This is a genomic window from Pseudomonas sp. GW822-FHT03F08 (assembly GCF_058801265.1).
The window spans coordinates 204,820-223,721 of the sequence record NZ_JBXANC010000002.1; the positions used below are offsets into that span (position 1 = coordinate 204,820).

An 18,902-nucleotide genomic window follows, 5' to 3' on the forward strand; every position below is an offset into this window, starting at 1 on the left:
GCGTGTCATTGAAAAAGTCTGTAACGGTTATACGCCTGAACGCGCTGAAATTTAAACCCGCAAATGTCACGCGAATGTCACTCAAAGGCGCAGGACAGAGGGCTCAACAAGATTCCCACCTTTTATTCGATCCCGAGTCGCATCCCGACTGTCCCCGTTTGCCCCCTTCACTGGCCCGCAATGCCCTCAACCCGCCGCCGTCGCTGCCTTAAGGTGTGGTCACAACAATAAGTGGCACCCACGCGAGGATCGTTATGCGGGCATCCCGAATCACGTTGCTGCTGATGCTGGTCACTGCACTGGCCGGTTGCGGCGAAGACCCCAAACCCCCGGCCAGCACCAACAACACCATTCCCAAAGACCCGGCGCTGGCGCAGATCTACGCCAACAGCTGTCAGCTCTGCCACGCCAACCCCGCTGCGAATGCGCCGCTGACCGGTGACCGCAAGGCCTGGGAACCGCACATCCAGCAGGGCGTCGACACGCTGCTCGACCACGCCATCAACGGCTACAACGGCATGCCGCCAATGGGCCAGTGCGTCGAGTGCTCGGAAGAACAATTCCTTCAGTTGATCGGCTTCATGGCCGATCAGCCGCTCCCACAATAAGGATCCTGGCATGCCGATAGATCTGACACGCCGGCAGTTATTGCAACGGGCAAGCATCGTCGGGGCGTTCAGCGCGCTGGCCTCCAATCCGGCGCTGGGCCAGTTGATGCGCGCGCCCCGGCTGATTCCCTGGCGCAACTGGTCGGGCGGGCAGAGTTGCCTGCCGGCGGCGCGGGTAGCGCCGAAGAATCTGGATGAACTGACGACGGTGATCCAGCAGGCACCGGGCAAGATTCGCCCGGTCGGCTCGGCGCATTCCTTCAGCGCGTTGGTGCCTACCGACGGCACGCTGTTGTCGCTGAGTTACTTCAACGGCCTGCTCGAACACGACCCGAAAACCTTGCAGGCCGAATTCGCCGCCGGCACGCCGATGTCGCGCATGGGCACGCCGCTCAAGGACATCGGCCAGGCCCTGCAAAACATGGCCGATATCGATTACCAGACCCTCGCCGGGGCCATTTCCACCTCGACCCACGGCACCGGCAAAACCTTTCAGTCCTACTCGGCCCATGTCTGCGGGATGCAACTGGTGACCGCCAACGGCGAAGTGCTGGACTGCGACAGCCAGCGACATCCCGAAGTATTCAATGCCGCCCGGGTATCCCTCGGCGCGTTGGGCGTGGCCACCAAAATCCGCCTGCAAAACCGCCCGGCCTATCGCCTGCGCGAAACCCAGTGGATCGCCAAGACCGAAGAGCTGCTGGAAGACATCGACAAGAACACCCGCGAAAACCAGCACTGGGAAATGCTCGTCGTCACTCATTCCGACTACGCCTTGTCGATCGCCCTCAACGAAACCACCGACCCGCCCACGCCACCGATCCCGCCTGAAGAGGAGGGCGGCAACGAGTTCGTGACGCTGATCGAGAAGATCGACAAGTACGGCAGCGACTTCCCGAACCTGCGCAGTTCGCTGCTCAACAGCCTGCGGCATCTGGCGAGTTTCGATGACCGGGTTGGCGACTCGTTCGACATCTACGCCAACGTGCGTACGGTGCGCTTCAACGAAATGGAATATTCGGTGCCCGCCGAGCATGGCCCGGCGTGCCTGCGCGAGATTCTCAAGCTGATCCGCGACAAGGACCTGCGCACCTGGTTTCCCATCGAGTACCGCTACGTGAAGGCCGACGACATTCCGCTGAGCATGTTCGAGGGCCGCGACAGTTGTTCGATCTCGGTCCACCAGCATTACCAGATGGACCATCACAACTTCTTCGCCGCCGTCGAGCCGATTTTCTGGAAGTACAACGGTCGTCCGCACTGGGGCAAGTTGCACACACTCAATGCCCGCACGTTGCAAACGCTCTATCCGCGCTGGCAGGAGTTTATTCAGGTGCGTCAGGCGCTGGACCCGAGTGGCAAGTTCCTCAACGGGCATCTGTCGTCGATTCTGGGGGTGAGCTGATGGCGGTCAATCGACGTAATTTCGTGCTCGGCACCTTGGGTGTCGGTGCCTTGCTGGTGGGCGTTGGTGCATGGCTGCGGCCGGGGGATCGCGGTGGGCTCTACAGCGAGTATTTCCGGGCGCTGAACAATGAGCTCAAGGCAAAAGGCCCGATGCGCCCGGTGTTGCTGATCGATCTGGATCGGCTCGATCACAACATCGATGTGGTGATGCGCTCGGTCAAACGCACCGGCAAGCACCTGCGACTGGTGGAGAAATCGTTGCCGTCGCCGGGGCTGCTCAGCTACATCGGTCAAAGAGCAGGGACGCAGCGACTGATGTCGTTTCATCAGCCGTTTCTCAATCACGATGCACAGGTTTACCCGCAGTCCGACATTCTGCTCGGCAAGCCCTTGCCGGTGCGCTCGGCGGAGCTGTTCTACCAAACCCACAAAGGCCCGTTCGACCCGGCGAAGCAACTGCAATGGCTGATCGACAACCCCGAACGCCTGCAGCAATACCTAGCGCTGGCCCAGGGTTTGAGCACGCGGATGCGGATCAACATCGAGCTGGATGTCGGCCTGCACCGTGGCGGCGTCAGTGATCTGAACGTGCTCGGGCAGATGCTCGCGCTGATCGCCGCCAACCCGCAACACCTGGAGTTCGCCGGGTTCATGGGCTACGACCCGTTCGTGGGCATGGGCGTGCCGGGGATGCTCGGTTCGCCCGAAGAGCTGTTCGCCAAGGTGATGGTGATTTATCAGCGCTGCGTCGACTTCACCCGACAGCAATATCCGGCGCTGTGGCATGACGGCTTGTGCCTGAACACCGCTGGCAGTCCGAGTTACCGCATGCACGAAAATGAAAATCTCAGCAGCGAAGTGTCGGTGGGGACGGCGATGCTCAAGCCGACTCATTACGATCTGCCGTCGCTGGTCGAACACGAGCCTGCCGCGTACATCGCCACGCCGGTGTTGAAAAGCACGGGGGCGGTGAATATTCCGGCGCTGGACGACAAGTCGAAGCTGTTTTCGTGGTGGGACGCCAACCAGCGCCAGACGTTCTTCATCTACGGCGGCAACTGGATGGCCGAGTTCGAATCACCGCCGGGCCTGCAGAGTAACGGTGTGTATGGCCGAAGTTCGAATCAGGAGATGGTCAATGGCTCGAATGCCGTCGGGCTGACGGTGGAGGATCAGGTGTTCCTGCGACCGACCCAGACTGAAGCCGTCCTCCTGCAATTCGGTGACTTGCTGGCGGTGCGTGGCGGCAAGATCGTCGACAGCTGGCCGGTGTATACCTGAAGGTTAGTCGGGTTTGAATCCCGGCAGGCCTTGGGATATGCGCCATTCTTTTATGGTTCGGGTTATTCCTTCCGCTGAGTCATCGGCCTCGGGCAGCGGACGATAGATCAGGTTCATCTTCTCCGGATGCCCGACGATCTTGTTGAAGTGGCGAACCAGCAAGTCGGCACGCGCATCCGTAGATGCCTTGTCTTCTTTGAAAATCTCATCCACAAAACTAATGAATTCATGTTCTGTGTAATCAGAAATGCTTGCTTTGATGAAGGAGTCATTCATTCTTGCTTGAATCCCGGTAGCCCTCGAAATGAACGCCATTCTTTCAGGGTTCTTGTGATTCCCTGTGCAGAATCATCTGCACCGTCATCCGGGTAGAAAATCAGGTCGGAGCCAGCAGGGTGCTCGCAGATCGTATTGAAGTGGTGCACGAGCGAGTTTTCGTTCTCTTCGCTTTCCTCATTCCCAACGATGCGTTGTAGCAACTGGATGAACTCGGCTTCTGTGTAGTCAGTAATGCTGGCTTTGGTGAGCGAGTCGCTCATTGTTGCTTGAACCCTTGCAAACCTCGGTCACTACGCCATTGTTTCACTGTGCGTGCAATTCCTTCCGGGGAACTGTCCCGACCCGGTTCCGGATAAAAGATCAGGTCAGTACCTTCAGGGTGGGCCGCAAGCTTTCTGAATTTTGCCAACATTTCGCCGAACTCCTCATCCGAATTAGCTTTGTTAGCAGCGAGAATCTGCTGAATCAAATCTATGAATTCTGTTTCGGTGAAGTCTGAGATGTCTGTCATGGTCTGCTCTACTTTGCTCTGTGCTGTTCAATATGATTTTTTGGTGTATTTATCCGCAGATTGTCTACATCGTAAACAGGGCCCCCATCTGCAATGCGTCGGACATGATGAATTTCAAAAGTGCTTCTGTTTCCGGTGGCATCCTTGTCACGCACCACTGGAGCGTTGCCTGAGCGTAAGCGCTCTTGAGCGATGTTGTTGAACTGGCTGAAGAACTCTCTATCGTTTCTTACTGTGATCCAGAACGCCTTCCTGAACGCATCGAAATCTCTGAATCGCTGCCCTCTCAACTGATCAGCAATCCGCGTCGGTATCGGAGCACCCAACCCATTGCCTGCCCCCGCGAGCCAAATCCCCTCAACATCCTCACCCACCCCCGTCACAACCCCCGGCTCATACCGCGTGCTGAGCACCACATAAATCGGTGCCAGCCCCGCATCCACCGGAAACCAGACGATCGCGTCGTGATAATCCGGCGGGTGCTGCGGGTTGACGAGGATGCGGTCAGTCTTCTCGCCCGGCGGATAGACCCAGATCGTCGGCAGCGGCGGGGCGCCTTCCAGGGCGGGGATGGGGGGCGCGTCGTCGGGATTGGCGGCAGGTGTCCAGATCAGGCCGATGCCGTGGCCGAGGTCGGCGATGAAGTGTTCGCCTTCTCGTTGCGCCTTGATGACCGGGACGAACTCCCAGTCTTTCTTGCCACCCGTGTAGAAGCCGTAGGCGCTGATTGAGCCGTCGGGCAGTGTCTTGGCACTGAAGCGCACACGGGTGCGGCCGCTGGCGAGTAGTGCGTATTGTTCGGTTGTGTAAAAAGCGCTGTCGGACGAGGTATCCGTGTTGGGGATCAACAACGCCAGCGTGCCGACGGTACTGGCGCCACTCAACAGGCTGAGCCCGAGCGAACCGCCGAGCCGCTGGGCCAGCGCCCGACCGCTTCCGGAGCCTGCCGCCCATTTCAATGGCACGCCTTCAGCGCTGATCGGTACCTGACTGCCGAGAACGGCCCACTGACCGTACTCGGCCAAGCGTTCGGTCGGGATGAAACCGGCCGGATTTTTGTGATCTATCACGCCGTCCGAAAGGTTGCAGCTTTTGGCGAACACACAACCCCGGCCGGGCGCTTGCGGACGCTGCTCGACCTGGCGCAAGTGCCGATCTTCATACGCCTGCTGGCGGGCGATCATTGCGTCGTAGGTCGCTTCTCGGGCTTTGAATTCGGCGAACTCGGTCGACGTCATGTCCCGTGGGACAAGCCTGCCGTGTCCGGCGCCGCCATTGCCGCCCCGGTCTTCCCAGACCTGGGGAATGTCGTTGTCCCGCGCCATGGTTGTTTTTCTGCATGTAACCGAAGAAGCGCGAAACCTAACCGGGCGGCCCCTGACCTGGCGTTAGGACGTTTCCTAAATGCAGCGCTGAAATTTCCTGTTTCGCGGTGTTACTGCGGCGTCCTCAACCCTCACTGGATTTCTGTAATGAAGCTTTTATGACAAAAGTTCGGTAGCACATCGCCAGTCCGGTCATGCCTATGTAACGCGCTTGAGGGGCCCTTTGGGCGCTTTTCACAAGCCGAGGCGGGACGCCGGGAGTGAGGCAATGGGGACTATGGAACGCTACTCGAAAGTGGGCATGCAGGAACTCGATCAACGCCTGTCGAAGATCGTCGAAGCCGCGCGCAAGAAGCCGGTTTCGGTGTATCGCTACGGCGCGCCGTGGGTCTGGATCGTGTCGCAGGATGACTGGCAGGGCGCCTTGAAAGAGGTCTCCAGCTACATTCCGCCGGGGCATTCGCTGGTGCTGCTGCGCCCGCAGATCGACGACCTGTTCGACGGTCACAGCGATCTTCTGCACGACCTCAACGCCCAGCCCGGCATGCTGATCCCGGCGCAAACGGTCATGCACATCCTGCTCCTGCAACTGCTGTATTCGGTGCCCAGCGAGCAGCAGCTCTACGAACAGCTCAATTACAACCTGCTGTTCCGCTGGTTCGTCGGCCTGGGCCTGAATCAGAAAGTCTGGAGCTTCAACGTCCTCAGTCGCGACATCGCCATGCTGCTCAACGAGCCGCGTGCGGTGCAGCTCATCCAGAAAATCATCGGTGAAGTGTTCTGCGGCGCGCTGCTGCAAATGCCCGAGTTCTCCTTGAACTTCGCGCTGCTGCACACCTGGCTGGGCAAACACACCGGGGCGTGCACTTCAGCAATCAAGAACGCCAGTAACTGACGCACACGCAAGGCGCATGAGCGCCAACAGGTCATCGCGAATTTCAGGGGGTAGTGTGGATCAGATTTTCACGTCACGGCTGGCGCTGTGGGGCTGGCTGCTGGTGACGGCCGGCGCGCAGCCGGCGTTCGCCGAGGAGGCCGAAAACACAGCGGCGCAGCGTCTGGTGGACGTCAACGAATACTTCGTGCGCGGCAACACCGTGCTCGATGCGCGGGCGATCGAAGAAGCGGTGTATCCGTTTCTCGGCCCGCAAAAAGCCTTGAGCGACATCGAAGGCGCGCGGGACGCCTTGCAGAAGGTCTATCAGGAACGCGGCTATCAATCGGTGTTCGTTGAACTGCCGGAGCAAGCGGTGGCCGACGGCATCGTCTACCTGCAAGTCAGCGAAACCAAGGTCGGCCGGGTGCGGGTGGTCGGCGCCAAACACTATTCGCCGCTGGATATTCGCGACAACGTCCCGGCTCTCAAAGAAGGCGAAGTGCCGGACTTCGCCAAGGTCCAGGGCGAACTGGCGCAACTCAACAAGACCCCGGGCCGCCAGGTGATGCCGCTGGTTCGCGAAGGCCAGCGCCCCGGCACCATGGACGTGGACCTGCAGGTCGAAGACCAGAACCCGTGGACCGCCAGCGTGGGGCTGAACAACGACTACAGCGCCGATACCGAAAAACTCCGCGCCGTCACCAGCCTCGGCTACAACAACCTCTGGCAACTCGGCCACAGCATCAACCTGACTTACTTCACCGCGCCGCAGGACACCGACAACGCCAAGGTCTGGTCGGGCTCGTACACCGCGCCGTTGACCGACCGCTGGAGCGTGCAGTTCTCCGGTTACCAGTCCGACAGCAACGTCGCCACCATCGGCGGCAGCAACGTGCTCGGCAAGGGCCACTCCTACGGTGTGTCGGCGATCTACACGATCCCGTCCAGCGGCAACTGGTCGAACTCTCTGTCGGCCGGCATCGACTTCAAGGACTTCGACGAACGCCTGACCCTGTCCGGCGAAAGCGACAAGGTGCCGCTGAAATACGCGCCGTTCACCTTCGCCTACAACGGCTATCGCTACACCGAAAAGAGCCAGCTCGGCCTCGGCCTGAGCCTGGTCGCGGCCACCCGCAGCATTTTCGGCTACGGCAGCTCCGACGAAGAGTTCGACTACAAACGCTACCGCGCCAACCCGAGTTTCGCCGTGCTCAAGGGCGATACCAACTTCACCTGGACCTTCGACAGCGACTGGCAGAGCGCAAGCAAAGCCGCGTTCCAGCTGGCGTCGGGGCCACTGGTTTCCAACGAACAATTCTCTGCCGGCGGCGCGACCTCGGTACGTGGCTATCTGGCCGCCGAACGCACCGGTGATGACGGCGTGCTGCTCAGTCAGGAAGTTCGCACACCGTCGCTGGCCAAGTACGCCGGCACCTGGATGCAGGACTGGCGCTTCTACGCCTTTGCCGAAGGCGCGCAGCTGTATCTGCGCGACGAGCTGCCGGATCAGGACGCCAGTTACGCCCTGGCCAGCGTCGGCCTCGGCACCCGCGCCAGCCTGAGCAAATGGCTGTCCGGCAGCGTCGACTGGGGCTACCCGCTACTCGAAGGGCCGAACACCTCGAAACAGGAATCGCGCCTGCACTTCAACCTTCAGGCCACTTTCTAACAAGGAGCACTTCCATGCAGCGCCTCTTCCTTTCGTTGTTGATCTGCCTGGGCTTCGTGCTCCCGGCCACGGCTCAGGCCTGGTGGCAGGACGACTGGCATTACCGCAAACAGATCGCCGTCGACACCACGCCGCAGGGCGCCGGGATCAATCAGGCCCTCGGCCGCACCGCGCTGCTGGTGCGCCTGCACACCGGTAACTTCACGTTTGATGGCGTGAAAGAGGACGGCTCGGACCTGCGCTTCGTCGCGGCCGATGACAAGACCGTGCTCAACCACCAGATCGAAAGCTTCGATGCGCTGATGGGCATGGCGCTGATCTGGGTCGATGTGCCGAATGTCGAGGGCGGTCAGCGCCAGGACATCTGGATGTACTACGGCAACCAGAAGGCGCCGGCGACCGGCAACGGTCAGCTCACATTCGATCCGAATTACACCGCGCTCTATCACTTCGAAGGCGCCACCGGCACCCCGGCGAAAGACACCACTGCCTACGGCAACACCGCGCAGAGCGCGACCGGCGCCGCCATCGACGGCGTAGTAGGGCGGGCCTTGCAGTTCAGCGGTCAGCCGTTGCTGCTGCCGGCCAGTCCGTCGCTGCAACATAACGCTGGCAGCGCGTTCACCTTCAGTGCCTGGCTGAGACTGGATCAGGCCAACGGCGAGCAACTGATCCTGGCCCGCCGCGAAGGCGCCAACAGCCTGCTGGTCGGTGTGAATCAGGGCGTGCCGTTCGTGGAAATCGACGGCCAGCGCGCTGTGGCCACACAACCGCTGAATCCGGGCCAATGGCAGCACGTTGCGCTGACCGCCGAAGGCGCGAAAGTGACGCTGTACATCAACGGTCGCGAAGGCGCGGCATTGGCCCAGGTGATGCCGGCGTTCAATTCGGTCATGGCCATTGGTGCTGATCTTTCCCCGAGTGCGTTCCAGCCGTTTGTGGGCGCCATCGATGAACTGCGCCTGTCGAAAGTTGCCCGTCCGGCGCCGCTGTTGCTGGCCGACGCCACTTCCCAAGGCGCCGAGTCGAAACTGGTCGCTTACGGTGTCGATGAAGAACAGTCCGGTTTCGGTTTCGGCAGCCTCGGCTTCCTGCTCAACGCCGTACCGGTGGACGCCTGGGTGATCATCGCGGTGCTGGTGCTGATGATGTTCCAGTCGTGGATCATCATGCTGCGCAAGAACCGCACCCTGAGCCGAGTGACTGCGGCCAACGAAGACTTCCGCGTGCAATTCGCCAAGGTGGGCACGCGCCTGGAGATGTTCGCGGACGACGCGCAACTCGCCCAGCGTTTGCAGCACTCGCCGCTGTGGCGTCTGTACCAAGTGGCGGTGAAAGAGATCCGCACCCGCCGCGAGCAGGGCGCCGATACCTCGTCGGTTTCAGCCGCGACCATCGAAGCCATCCGTTGCTCCATGGACGGTGTGCGTACACGAGAAAACCAGCAACTCAGCTCGAAACTCTCGACCCTGTCCAACGCCATCGCCGGCGGCCCGTACATCGGCCTGCTCGGCACCGTGCTGGGGATCATGGTGGTGTTCCTCGGCACGGCCATGGCCGGCGACGTCAACATCAACGCCATCGCCCCGGGTATGGCCGCAGCCTTGCTGGCCACCGCCATGGGCCTGTTCGTCGCGATCCCGGCGCTGTTTGGCTACAACCGCCTGATCACCCGCAACAAGGAAGTCAGCGCCGACATGCGCGTGTTCGTCGACGAGTTCATCACCCGTCTGGCGGAGATGCACGGCGAAGGCCAGTCCAGTGAAGCGGCGCATCAGCGCGGTCATCACGCCAACCATTCCGTACCGGCCTGAGGAGCACTGACATGGCGTCCGTAAATGCCTCCCACGACGATGACGAAGATGCCGCAGTGGACAGCATCAACATCACGCCACTGGTGGACGTGCTGATGGTGGTGCTGGTGATGTTCATCCTCACCGCCACCGCGCAGGTCTCCGGGATCCAGATCAACTTGCCCAAGGCCAGCGCCGCTGTGTCGCTGTCCGAGGCCAAGACCAAGGCGATTTCGGTCAACGACGGCGGCCAGGTGTTCCTCGACGCCTACCCGGTGACCTTGCCGGAGCTGGAAGAGCGCCTGCGCATCGAGAAGGCGCAGAACCCGGACTTCCCGGTGATCGTGCGCGGCGACGCCACGGTGCAGTACCAGAAGGTTATCGAAGTGCTGGATCTGCTGCGCCGGCTCGAACTGTCCCAGGTCGGTCTCGTCACCGGCAAACCGAGTCAGGGCTGAGTCATGACCGCACAACTTCCGATCGAACCGCTGCCGGTGAAGCCGTCGCCCCTGCGCTATGCGAAGTGGGGCGCCGGGCTGGTTCTCGCGGCACTCGCCGCGTGGTTCCTGTGGCAGTGGGCCAACGACATGAGCGGCATTCGCCGCGAAGCGCCGAAAGTGCCGACGATCATCCCGTTGCCGCCACCGCCACCTCCGCCGCCGGAAAAACCACCGGAGCCGGAAACCCCGGTGGAAGAAAAAATCGTCGAACCGGAGCCGACGCCCGAGCCACAGGAAGTGAAACCCGAAGAAGAAGCGCCGCCATCGCCGGCGGACGACCTGGCCAACCCGATGCAAATGGACGGCGACGCCCAGAGCGGCAACGACGCCTTCAACATCGGTGCGGGCAAGGGCGGCGGCATGGCGGGTGCCGGTGGTGGGCGCGTGGGCAACGGCACCTACAGCCAGTTCCTCGCGTTCACCTTCCAGAAGCTGCTGCGCGAGAACCCCGACCTGCGCAACCTCGCGTTTTCGCTGCAGGCCGATGTGTGGCTGAGCAGCGTCGGCGAGATCACCCGGGTCGAGCTGATCAAGTCCAGCGGCAACCCCGAGATCGACAGTCAGGTGCTGGCGGCCTTGCGTAACGCGCCGCATCTGAGCGAACGGCCGCCGGCCTCCATCACCTTGCCTGTGCGCATGTCCCTGCAAGGGCGGCGTCCGGGTTAACCGAATTCATAAAGCTGTATGAAAAGGAGTTGTGTGCAGATGATTTCCAACGTGAATCGATTGTCCCTGGCAGTCGGCATGGTCATCGCGACCCTGGTCGGTCAGGCCGCGGCAGCGCCTGCGCCCTCGGAGAACGCCACGATCAATCTGATCCGCTTGCTGGTCGAGCAGGGCATTCTGAAACAGGACAAGGCTGACGCACTGATCGCCCAGGCCCAGAACGAAGCGGCCCAGGCCAAGCAGGCTGCGGCGTCTACCGCTGTGGCAGCCGGGCCGGTCGCAGCACCGGGCGATGTGCGGGTGCAATACGTGCCGGCCGCGGTGCGCGACCAGATCCGTGATCAGGTCAAGGCCGAGGTCATGGCCACCGCCAAGCAAGAAAACTGGGCCGCGCCCAACACCTTCCCGGACTGGGCGTCGCGCATCAGCTTCGACGGCGATATTCGTCTGCGTGACGAGTCGCGCTACTACTCGGGCAGCAACAGCAACGAAATCGTCGACTTCGCCAAACTCAACAACAACGGCCCGTACGACGTGAACCCCAACAGCAGCACCGCATTGCCGCCGTTGCTCAACACCCGTGAAGACCGTACCAACCTGTTCCGCCTGCGCGCCCGACTGGGCATGAAAGCGGTGATTTCGCCGGAATGGACTGCCGGCATCCGCATCGGCACCGGCTCGGACAATAACCCGGTGTCGACCACCCAGAGCCTTGGCGGCGGCTTCGCCAAGAAAGACATCTGGCTCGATCAGGGTTACCTGACCTGGAAACCATCGGATGAGCTGACCCTGACCGGTGGCCGGTTCGCCAACCCGTTCATGTCCACCGACATGCTGTATTCCAACGACCTGAACTTCGACGGCGTGGCGGCGATTTTCGACCACAAACTCAGCAGCGACTGGGGCGTGTTCGGCACCATCGGCGCGTTCCCGGTGGACTACACCAACGACACCACCACCAGCAACGGCTTCGACAAGGAAGAAAGCGACAACAAATGGCTTTATGGCGGGCAGGTCGGCGCCAAGTGGGCGATCAACAGCAACAACCGCTTGAAAGGTGCTTTGGCTTACTACCGCTTCCAGGACATCCAGGGCCAGCGCTCCAGCCCTTGCGAGCCGTGGGCCGGCGCGCCGGGCTGCGACAGCGACGGCACGCGTGCCGCATTCATGCAGAAGGGCAACAGCGTGTTCCTGCTGCGTGACATTACGCCGAACCCGCTCAATCCGAGCACCACGCCGCAGCCGCAATTCGTTGGCCTGGCTTCGGAGTTCAACCTGCTGGACCTGAACCTCGTGTGGGACGCCGACCTGCCGGAAGACTTCAAGCTGCGCACCCAGGGCAACTACATCCACAACCTCGGCTACGACGAAGGCGACATGCGCAAGCGTGCGGCCGGGCAACTGGTCAACAACCTCGACAGCAACGGCAACATTGAAAGCGGCGCCAACGCGTGGATGGTTCAGTTCACGCTCGGCAGCGCGCTGGAGCTGAAGAAGCAGGGCGACTGGAATATGTTCGCCGGCTACAAGTACATCCAGCCTGACGCCTTGCCGGACGGTTTCAACGACTCGTCGTTCCACCTCGGCGGCACCAACGCCAAGGGCTATTTCCTGGGTGGCAACTACGGTCTGGCGAAGAACGTCTACGCCACCGGCCGCTGGATGAGCACCGAGGCGGTGTATGGCGCGCCGTTCGACATCGACGTCTTGCAGCTCGAGATCAACACGCGCTTCTAAGGCGCCGGGAGAGGGTTATGAACGCGCGATTTTTAGTGTTGGGTCTGGGCTTGATAGTCGCCAGCGGGGCCAGCGCCGAAGGCATGGAGGAACGTCTGCGCACTCAGTTGCGCAGCACCACCCAGCAGCTGCAAACCCTGCAAAGCCAGCAGGCCCAGGCCAGCGCCGCGCAGCTGGCGGCGCAGAACGAAGCCAAGGCAGCGCAGGCGCAAATCAAGCAGTTGACCGCCGAACTGGCCAAGGCCAAAGGCGTCGCCGAGCAACTGGCCGGGCAGCAGCAAAGTCTGCACAGCCAGGCTCAGGCGCAGGTGGCGGCGAGTAACGAGCAGACCGGCAAGTTCAAAAAGGCCTATGACGAGCTACTGGTCATGGCCCGTGCCAAAGAGGCAGAACGGTCTAAGCTTCAAGCGCAATTGACTGAACGTGACACACAAGTGCAGCAATGTTCGGTCAAGAATCAGCAGATGTACGGCGTGGCCAAGCAGATTCTCACCGCCTACGAAAACATCGATGTGGCCGAGGTGATGAAAATCCGCCAGCCCTTCGCTGGCAGCGCCCGGGTCAAGTTCGATGAACTGGCTCAGGGCTTCGGCGATGAGCTGTACAAGACTCAATTCGATGCGCCGCAAGCCGCGATCGCGCACTGATTAAAAGACTCATAAACAAGGAAGAAGTAATGACTCAATTGATCTCCCACGTCTCCCCGCAATCCCTGACCGACGTACTGCAAGCCGCCGGTTATCGCGTCAACCAGACCGAACAGAACGGTATCGTCCAGTTGCTCAGCGCGAGCCAGGGCATCGGTTACGCCGTGCGCTTCGGCAACCCGGCGGTGGCGGAGCAGGGCAGCTACGTCGACTTCACCTTCAGCTGCGCCTTGCGCGTGCAGGGTGAGTTGCCGGCGGGTGTGGCCGAGCAGTGGAACGCGACCCGTCGCTTTGCCCGGTTGTCGTTGCAGGGCGAGTTTCTGGTGATGGAAATGGACGTGGTGGTGGCCGCTGGCGTCAGCAGCGATTACCTGCGCGGCAACCTGGAATTGTGGGATCGCCTGCTTCAGGAATTCATCGTTTACCTGCGTGACTTCACCCAGAACGCTGCTGCCGCCCAGGCTCCAAAGGTTCAGCAAGAGGAAGTCGCGCTGTGACGAAACCTGCCATGGTAATCAGCGCCGCTGCGGTGGCGCTGTTGGTGGTGGCCGTGGCGCTGGTGGTGCGGCCGGGCAATGACCCGGTCGCCGCCCAGCAACCGGCGCCGGTCATTGCGGCGAATGCCGGGCCGGCGGTGGCGCGGCTGGGCAATCAGCAGGTGTCGCCGGAGGAGTTGCAGGCGTTGCTGGCGGCCGTACCGCCGCAGACCCGCGAGCAATTGCGCGGCAATCGTGAAGCGCTGGAGCGCTGGATTCGTTCACGCCTGGCTGAAAAAGCCGTGCTGGAACAGGCCGATGCCCAGGGCTGGGCGCAGCGTCCGGACGTGGTGCGGCAAACCCGTGCAGCCACCGAGCAGATCGTGTTCCGCGACTATCTTCAGTCGGTGAGCAAAGTACCGGCGGATTACCCGAGTGCTGCCGAGTTGCAGCAGGCGTATGACGCGGGCAAGGCCAATTGGCAGACGCCGGCGCTGTATCGGGTCAGCCAGATTTTCCTCGGCGTGAATGAGCCGCAGAATCTTGACGCTGTGCGCAAGCAGGCGGCGGAGTTGAGCAAGAAGGCGCAGTCGACCCCAGCAGAATTCGCGGCGTTGGCCAAAGAGTTTTCCCAGGATCGCCTGACCGCTGAACGTGGCGGCGACACAGGGTTGCAGCCGTTGCAGCAACTGGTGCCGGAAGTGCGTGGTGCGGTGGCGCGGCTCAAGGTCGGCGCGGTCTCTGAACCGGTGCAAAGCAGCGCCGGGTTTCACGTGATCAAACTCACCGAACAACAACCGGCCCGCACCGCGACCCTCGACGAGTTGCGCGACCAACTGACTCAGGCCTTGCGTGCCCAGCGTCAGGAACAGATCGCCCAAGCGTATCTGGACGGCATGCTCAACACCGCGACGCTGAGCATCGACGGGGCCGAGCTCAACAAGGTGCTGGAGACCAAACCTTAAGCGCTGCACACCAAAACAAAGATCGACAGGGAGTCATCGATGTCATTCACCGAACCCGCAGCACGACAGAGCAGCGCCGATTTCCGCTGGCCCCGGGACAAGGAAGAACCCTGGCCGGCGCACGCCGCGACCCTCGACGGCGACGTCGCCCAATACTTTCTGGTCAGCGCCCGTTGCGGCTGCTTCATGCAGGCCGCCCGCAGCCTCAACGTGCGCTCGACCCTGCTGCGCAAGCAACTGGCGCAGCTTGAACAGCAATTGCAATGTGCGCTGTTCAGCTTCCAGGGCAGCGCCTTGACCCTGACCCGCGAAGGCCAGCAATTGCAGGCGCAACTGGTTGCCCTGGCCCACGAACGCAAACTCCCGGTGATCGAGCAACCCTTGATCAGGCTGGCGGTCGCCGAATCGATCCTGCACGACATCCTCGGCCGCGACCTCATCGCACTGCTGCGCCGCAACGCCAGCGTGCGCCTCGAGATCATCGCCCTCGACAGCGAACTGGCCCTGAGTGCCGTCAGTGCCGACATCGTGCTCTGGCTCGCCCATGGCGACACCCCACATCCCGGCCCGACCTTCGCCACCAGCGAACCGCAACGCCTCGCGCAACTGGAATATCAGCCGCACATCGCCAAACGCTACTCCCGCGTGACTGCACGCCCGGAAAGTCCCGACGACCTTGCCGATTTCATGCTGGTGCAATGGCAGCATGATCGGCAGATCGACAGCTTTCGACCGTGGAATGAACTGGTCGAACAGCGCTTGGCCGGGGTGGTGCAGATGCAGTCCTATGAGCTGATGCTGGAGATGATTCGCTGCAGCGCTTGCATTGGTTTGCTGCCGATGTATATGAGCCGGTTTGATCGCGGGCTGGTGGCGTTGCCGGGGTTGTTTGGGGAGGCGATGCGGTTGCAGGCTTGGTTGGCGGTGAACAGGGAGTCAGAATCGGTGGGGGAGGTGCAGACGTTGGTTGAGTTGATTCAGCGAACGTTCAATGAGCGACAGGAGTGGTTCGAGTAGGTCTCGCCAGAATCAGTTGCGCCGGTTTACAGTGACCGGCCACGCACTGATCCAGGAGGGATCTTTCATGCCTGAGCACAACCCCGCCATTCACCTCGAACGTTTCAACGAATCCCACGTCGAGGGCATCACAGCGCTCTATAACGACCCGGCCGTGACCCGGCAGGTGTTGCAGATGCCGTTTCAGACCACCGAGGTCTGGCGCAAACGCCTCGCGCCGGACAACGAGCGGGTGGTGCAACTGGTGGCGCTGCATCAGGGGGTGGTGATTGGCAATCTGGGGCTGGAACAGTTCTCACGGATTCGCCGCAGTCACGCCGGCAGTGTCGGCATGGCCGTTGCGGTGGCGTGGCAGGGCAAGGGTGTCGGTTCGAAGCTGTTGGCGACGACGCTGGACGTGGCGGACAACTGGATGAACCTGCACCGGGTCGAGCTTTCGGTGTACGCCGACAACGAGGCGGCCATCGGGCTCTATCGCAAGTTCGGTTTCGAAACCGAGGGCCTGTTCCGCGATTACGCCGTGCGTGACGGGCAATGGGTCGACACCCTGAGCATGGCGCGTCTGCGCAAACGCTGACCTTCTGTCCGTCAATGGCTGACGAGGCGACCGTGCAGGCAAATGACTTGTACGGTCGTCATCGGCATCTGCCATGCTCAAAGTCCGCAGCACCGCTCCTTGAAGGAACACCGCAATGGACGACGTACAGCAACTGGGCGAAATGCTTCGCCACTATGCCGACAGCGAAGCGCACAAGAAGCAATTGTTCGAGACCCAGTCGGCGACCTGGGCTACACGGATCACTGAGTTGTTCGGGCAGATCCAGCAATGGCTGGCACCGGTGCAGGCGCCGGGTTTGCTGGAGGTGAGTCGGGAGGCGTACGTGGCGTTCGGGCCGAGCATTCAGGTTGAGACGTCAACCTTCAAGACTGAAAAACTGAGCATCGTGATCGCCGGCAAACCGGTGGAGTTCGTGCCGGATGTGATGGGCAGTGGCGGGCAGATTTCGTTGGCGGTGATGGGGCTGACGGCGGCGCGGTACGGGAGTATTTCGCTGGTGGGGCTGCCGGGCGGGGAGTGGCAGTGGCGCAAGACCAATGGGTTGAAGGATCCGGATACGTTTGTGTTTGATGCGAATTTTCTGGCGCAGCAGCTGCAGAGCCTGATTCCGCGCGATCGCACCTAGGGCCAAATCGATCCCACACCCAGTGTGGGATCGATCATCGGGTGCAATTACATTTCGAGGTTGACCCACCCCGGCTTCGCCACCTCCGGCGCCACCGCCTTCACAGTCTTGCCCGTAGCCAACTCAACCCGCCGAGCCACCTCCGGATCATCGGCAAACGGCGTCAGACTCGCATCATCCAGGCTTTCAGCCGTTTCGTGGCGCAAGCAATACTCCACCGACAGCCACAAAAACAGCACGCCCAACACATTCAAAAAGATATCGAACATGACCGGCTCCCTTGATCAGGCGATCTGCGCTTCACGGTGGGCAATCGCGACATCCGCCACCCGCACGGTGCGCCATACGTTGTAGGCCATCAGCAACATGCCCGTCAGGAAGAACACCCCACCGGCAAACCGTACGACAAACCCCGGATGGCTGGCCTGCAGCGCTTCGACGAACGAGTAGGTCAGCGTGCCGTCCTCGTTGATCGCCCGCCACATCAGACCCTGAGTGATGCCGTTGACCCACATCGAAGCGATGTACAACACCGTGCCGATGGTCGCCAGCCAGAAGTGCAGGTTGATCAGCGGCGTGCTGTGCATCCGCTCGCGGCCGAAGACCTTGGGCACCATGTGGTAGGTCGCGCCGAAGGTGATCATCGCCACCCAGCCGAGCGCGCCGGCGTGTACGTGGCCGATGGTCCAGTCGGTGTAGTGGGAGAGGGCGTTGACGGTCTTGATCGCCATCATCGGGCCTTCGAAGGTCGACATGCCGTAGAACGCCAGCGACAGGACGAGGAAACGCAGGATCGGGTCGGTGCGCAACTGATGCCAGGCGCCGGACAGGGTCATCATCCCGTTGATCATCCCGCCCCAGCTCGGGGCCAGCAGAATCAGCGACATCGCCATCCCCAGCGACTGCGCCCAGTCTGGCAGCGCGGTGTAGTGCAAGTGATGCGGGCCGGCCCAGATGTACAGGGTGATCAGCGCCCAGAAGTGCACGATCGACAACCGGTACGAGTACACCGGCCGATTGACCTGTTTCGGCACGAAGTAATACATCATCCCGAGGAACCCGGTGGTTAGGAAGAACCCCACTGCGTTGTGCCCGTACCACCACTGCACCATGGCGTCGGTGGCGCCGGAATACACCGGATAGGACTTGAACCAGTCCACCGGAATCGACAGGTGATTGACCACGTGCAGCATGGCGATCACCAGGATGAACGCGCCGAAGAACCAGTTGCCGACGTAGATGTGTTTGGTCTTGCGCTGTACCACGGTGGTGAAGAACACCACGGCATACGCGACCCAGACCACCGCCATCCACACCGCGCCGGAGAATTCGATCTCGGCGTATTCCTTGGTGGTGGTGTAGCCCATCGGCAGGGTGACCAGCATGATCACGATCACCGATTGCCAGCCCCAGAAAGTGAAGGCTGCGAGTTTGTCCGAGTACAGCCGCACCTGACAGGTCCGCTGTACCGCGTAGTAACTGGCGGCGAATTGCGCACTGCCGGCGAAGCCGAAAATCACCAGACTGGTGTGCAACGGTCGCAAGCGGCCGAAGGTGGTCCACGGCAAGTCCAGATTCATGTCCGGCCATACCAGTTGCGAGGCGATCCATACCCCCATCGCCATGCCCACGACACCCCAGAAAACAGTCGCGATGACGAATTGGCGGACGACCTTGTAGTTATAAGCCTGTCCGATTGTTGCTGTGCTCATGGTCAATTCTTCCACGGTTGCAAAGTCTTGCCAGGCCACCCGGTCTGGCACGAGCTGCACTGTAGAAACCCCACCGGAAACAAAACAGGCTCAGGAATTGATCATTTGTGCGGATCAGATCGAAGCGCTGCCTGCGGCCATCTGCCGCGCCCTGATACGGTTTTTATGTGTTCAGGTGAATCTGTTGTGCACTGCGCCGTTCGTCCATAGTCAGGGAAAATACTGTGGGAACGGGCGAACCCGAGATA

Annotated in this window: 21 protein-coding genes; 15 read left to right on the forward strand and 6 right to left on the reverse strand. The window is 61.4% G+C overall.

Annotated elements, in window-relative coordinates:
* The first annotated feature begins 254 nt into the window (after positions 1-254).
* The 3 genes from AC1RME_RS04835 (at position 255) to AC1RME_RS04845 (ending at position 3,296) form a co-directional block, all read left to right on the forward strand.
* Positions 255-608, forward strand: coding sequence for a c-type cytochrome (locus AC1RME_RS04835; RefSeq protein WP_096821800.1), 354 nt, complete (start codon positions 255-257; stop codon positions 606-608).
* Positions 609-684: 76 nt separating this feature from the next.
* Positions 685-2,013 carry a D-arabinono-1,4-lactone oxidase gene (locus AC1RME_RS04840; protein WP_176504880.1) on the forward strand — a complete coding sequence of 443 codons (1,329 nt, stop codon included), beginning with the start codon at positions 685-687 and terminating at the stop codon, positions 2,011-2,013.
* Between the two features lie 74 nt (positions 2,014-2,087).
* The gene (locus AC1RME_RS04845; RefSeq protein ID WP_176504881.1) at positions 2,088-3,296 is read left to right on the forward strand and encodes a DSD1 family PLP-dependent enzyme; all 1,209 of its coding nucleotides are present in this window, start codon (positions 2,088-2,090) and stop codon (positions 3,294-3,296) included.
* Positions 3,297-3,299: 3 nt separating this feature from the next.
* Here AC1RME_RS04845 and AC1RME_RS04850 read toward each other — a convergent pair whose 3' ends face one another.
* Genes AC1RME_RS04850 through AC1RME_RS04865 form a run of 4 tightly spaced genes read right to left on the reverse strand, consistent with a single transcriptional unit; the run spans position 3,300 to position 5,411 of the window.
* Positions 3,300-3,572, reverse strand: a complete 273-nt coding sequence (locus tag AC1RME_RS04850) for a bacteriocin immunity protein (RefSeq protein WP_096821803.1) — start codon at positions 3,570-3,572, stop codon at positions 3,300-3,302.
* On the reverse strand, positions 3,569-3,835 hold the full coding sequence (locus tag AC1RME_RS04855) for a bacteriocin immunity protein (RefSeq protein ID WP_096821804.1): 267 nt from the start codon (positions 3,833-3,835) through the stop codon (positions 3,569-3,571). Before AC1RME_RS04855 ends, AC1RME_RS04850 begins: the two co-directional genes overlap by 4 nt.
* Positions 3,832-4,086: a bacteriocin immunity protein gene (locus tag AC1RME_RS04860; RefSeq protein ID WP_096821805.1), complete on the reverse strand. Its 255-nt coding sequence runs from the start codon at positions 4,084-4,086 to the stop codon at positions 3,832-3,834. The genes AC1RME_RS04855 and AC1RME_RS04860 overlap by 4 nt, the downstream gene beginning before the upstream one ends.
* 8 nt (positions 4,087-4,094) lie before the next feature.
* Positions 4,095-5,411, reverse strand: coding sequence for a pyocin-S2/colicin E7-DNase domain-containing protein (locus AC1RME_RS04865; RefSeq protein WP_493090606.1), 1,317 nt, complete (start codon positions 5,409-5,411; stop codon positions 4,095-4,097).
* Between the two features lie 277 nt (positions 5,412-5,688).
* On the opposite strand from AC1RME_RS04865, the gene AC1RME_RS04870 reads away from it, so the two are divergent.
* The 12 genes from AC1RME_RS04870 to AC1RME_RS04925 all read left to right on the forward strand — a co-directional run bounded on the left by AC1RME_RS04870 (position 5,689) and on the right by AC1RME_RS04925 (position 16,942).
* Positions 5,689-6,306, forward strand: coding sequence for a transposase (locus tag AC1RME_RS04870; RefSeq protein WP_493090847.1), 618 nt, complete (start codon positions 5,689-5,691; stop codon positions 6,304-6,306).
* Positions 6,307-6,361: 55 nt separating this feature from the next.
* A complete protein-coding gene (locus AC1RME_RS04875; RefSeq protein ID WP_493090608.1) occupies positions 6,362-7,957 on the forward strand; it encodes a ShlB/FhaC/HecB family hemolysin secretion/activation protein in 1,596 nt (531 codons plus the stop codon).
* Positions 7,958-7,971: 14 nt separating this feature from the next.
* Entirely contained in the window at positions 7,972-9,771 is a 1,800-nt protein-coding gene (locus AC1RME_RS04880) for a DUF2341 domain-containing protein (protein ID WP_493090610.1), read from the forward strand.
* Positions 9,772-9,782: 11 nt separating this feature from the next.
* Complete coding sequence (locus AC1RME_RS04885) at positions 9,783-10,208, forward strand: ExbD/TolR family protein (protein WP_096821810.1); 426 nt, start codon at positions 9,783-9,785, stop codon at positions 10,206-10,208.
* A gap of 3 nt (positions 10,209-10,211) precedes the next feature.
* A complete protein-coding gene (locus AC1RME_RS04890; RefSeq protein ID WP_096821811.1) occupies positions 10,212-10,916 on the forward strand; it encodes an energy transducer TonB family protein in 705 nt (234 codons plus the stop codon).
* 39 nt (positions 10,917-10,955) lie between these two features.
* Positions 10,956-12,653: a putative porin gene (locus tag AC1RME_RS04895; protein ID WP_096821812.1), complete on the forward strand. Its 1,698-nt coding sequence runs from the start codon at positions 10,956-10,958 to the stop codon at positions 12,651-12,653.
* A 17-nt stretch (positions 12,654-12,670) separates the two neighbouring features.
* Complete coding sequence (locus AC1RME_RS04900; protein WP_096821813.1) at positions 12,671-13,300, forward strand: DNA repair protein; 630 nt, start codon at positions 12,671-12,673, stop codon at positions 13,298-13,300.
* Positions 13,301-13,329: 29 nt separating this feature from the next.
* On the forward strand, positions 13,330-13,797 hold the full coding sequence (locus tag AC1RME_RS04905) for a YbjN domain-containing protein (protein WP_493090612.1): 468 nt from the start codon (positions 13,330-13,332) through the stop codon (positions 13,795-13,797).
* Positions 13,794-14,741, forward strand: a complete 948-nt coding sequence (locus AC1RME_RS04910) for a peptidylprolyl isomerase (protein WP_493070570.1) — start codon at positions 13,794-13,796, stop codon at positions 14,739-14,741. Before AC1RME_RS04905 ends, AC1RME_RS04910 begins: the two co-directional genes overlap by 4 nt.
* A 39-nt stretch (positions 14,742-14,780) precedes the next feature.
* A complete protein-coding gene (locus AC1RME_RS04915) occupies positions 14,781-15,758 on the forward strand; it encodes a LysR family transcriptional regulator (RefSeq protein WP_493090614.1) in 978 nt (325 codons plus the stop codon).
* Between the two features lie 67 nt (positions 15,759-15,825).
* Positions 15,826-16,335: a GNAT family N-acetyltransferase gene (locus tag AC1RME_RS04920; RefSeq protein WP_493090616.1), complete on the forward strand. Its 510-nt coding sequence runs from the start codon at positions 15,826-15,828 to the stop codon at positions 16,333-16,335.
* 115 nt (positions 16,336-16,450) lie between these two features.
* A complete protein-coding gene (locus AC1RME_RS04925) occupies positions 16,451-16,942 on the forward strand; it encodes a hypothetical protein (RefSeq protein WP_493090618.1) in 492 nt (163 codons plus the stop codon).
* Positions 16,943-16,989: 47 nt separating this feature from the next.
* Here AC1RME_RS04925 and AC1RME_RS04930 read toward each other — a convergent pair whose 3' ends face one another.
* Positions 16,990-17,211 (reverse strand): CcoQ/FixQ family Cbb3-type cytochrome c oxidase assembly chaperone, encoded by a 222-nt coding sequence (locus AC1RME_RS04930; RefSeq protein WP_096821818.1) that lies wholly within the window; start codon positions 17,209-17,211, stop codon positions 16,990-16,992.
* Positions 17,212-17,226: 15 nt separating this feature from the next.
* Entirely contained in the window at positions 17,227-18,654 is a 1,428-nt protein-coding gene (ccoN, locus tag AC1RME_RS04935; protein WP_096821819.1) for a cytochrome-c oxidase, cbb3-type subunit I, read from the reverse strand.
* Between the last annotated feature and the right edge of the window lie 248 nt (positions 18,655-18,902).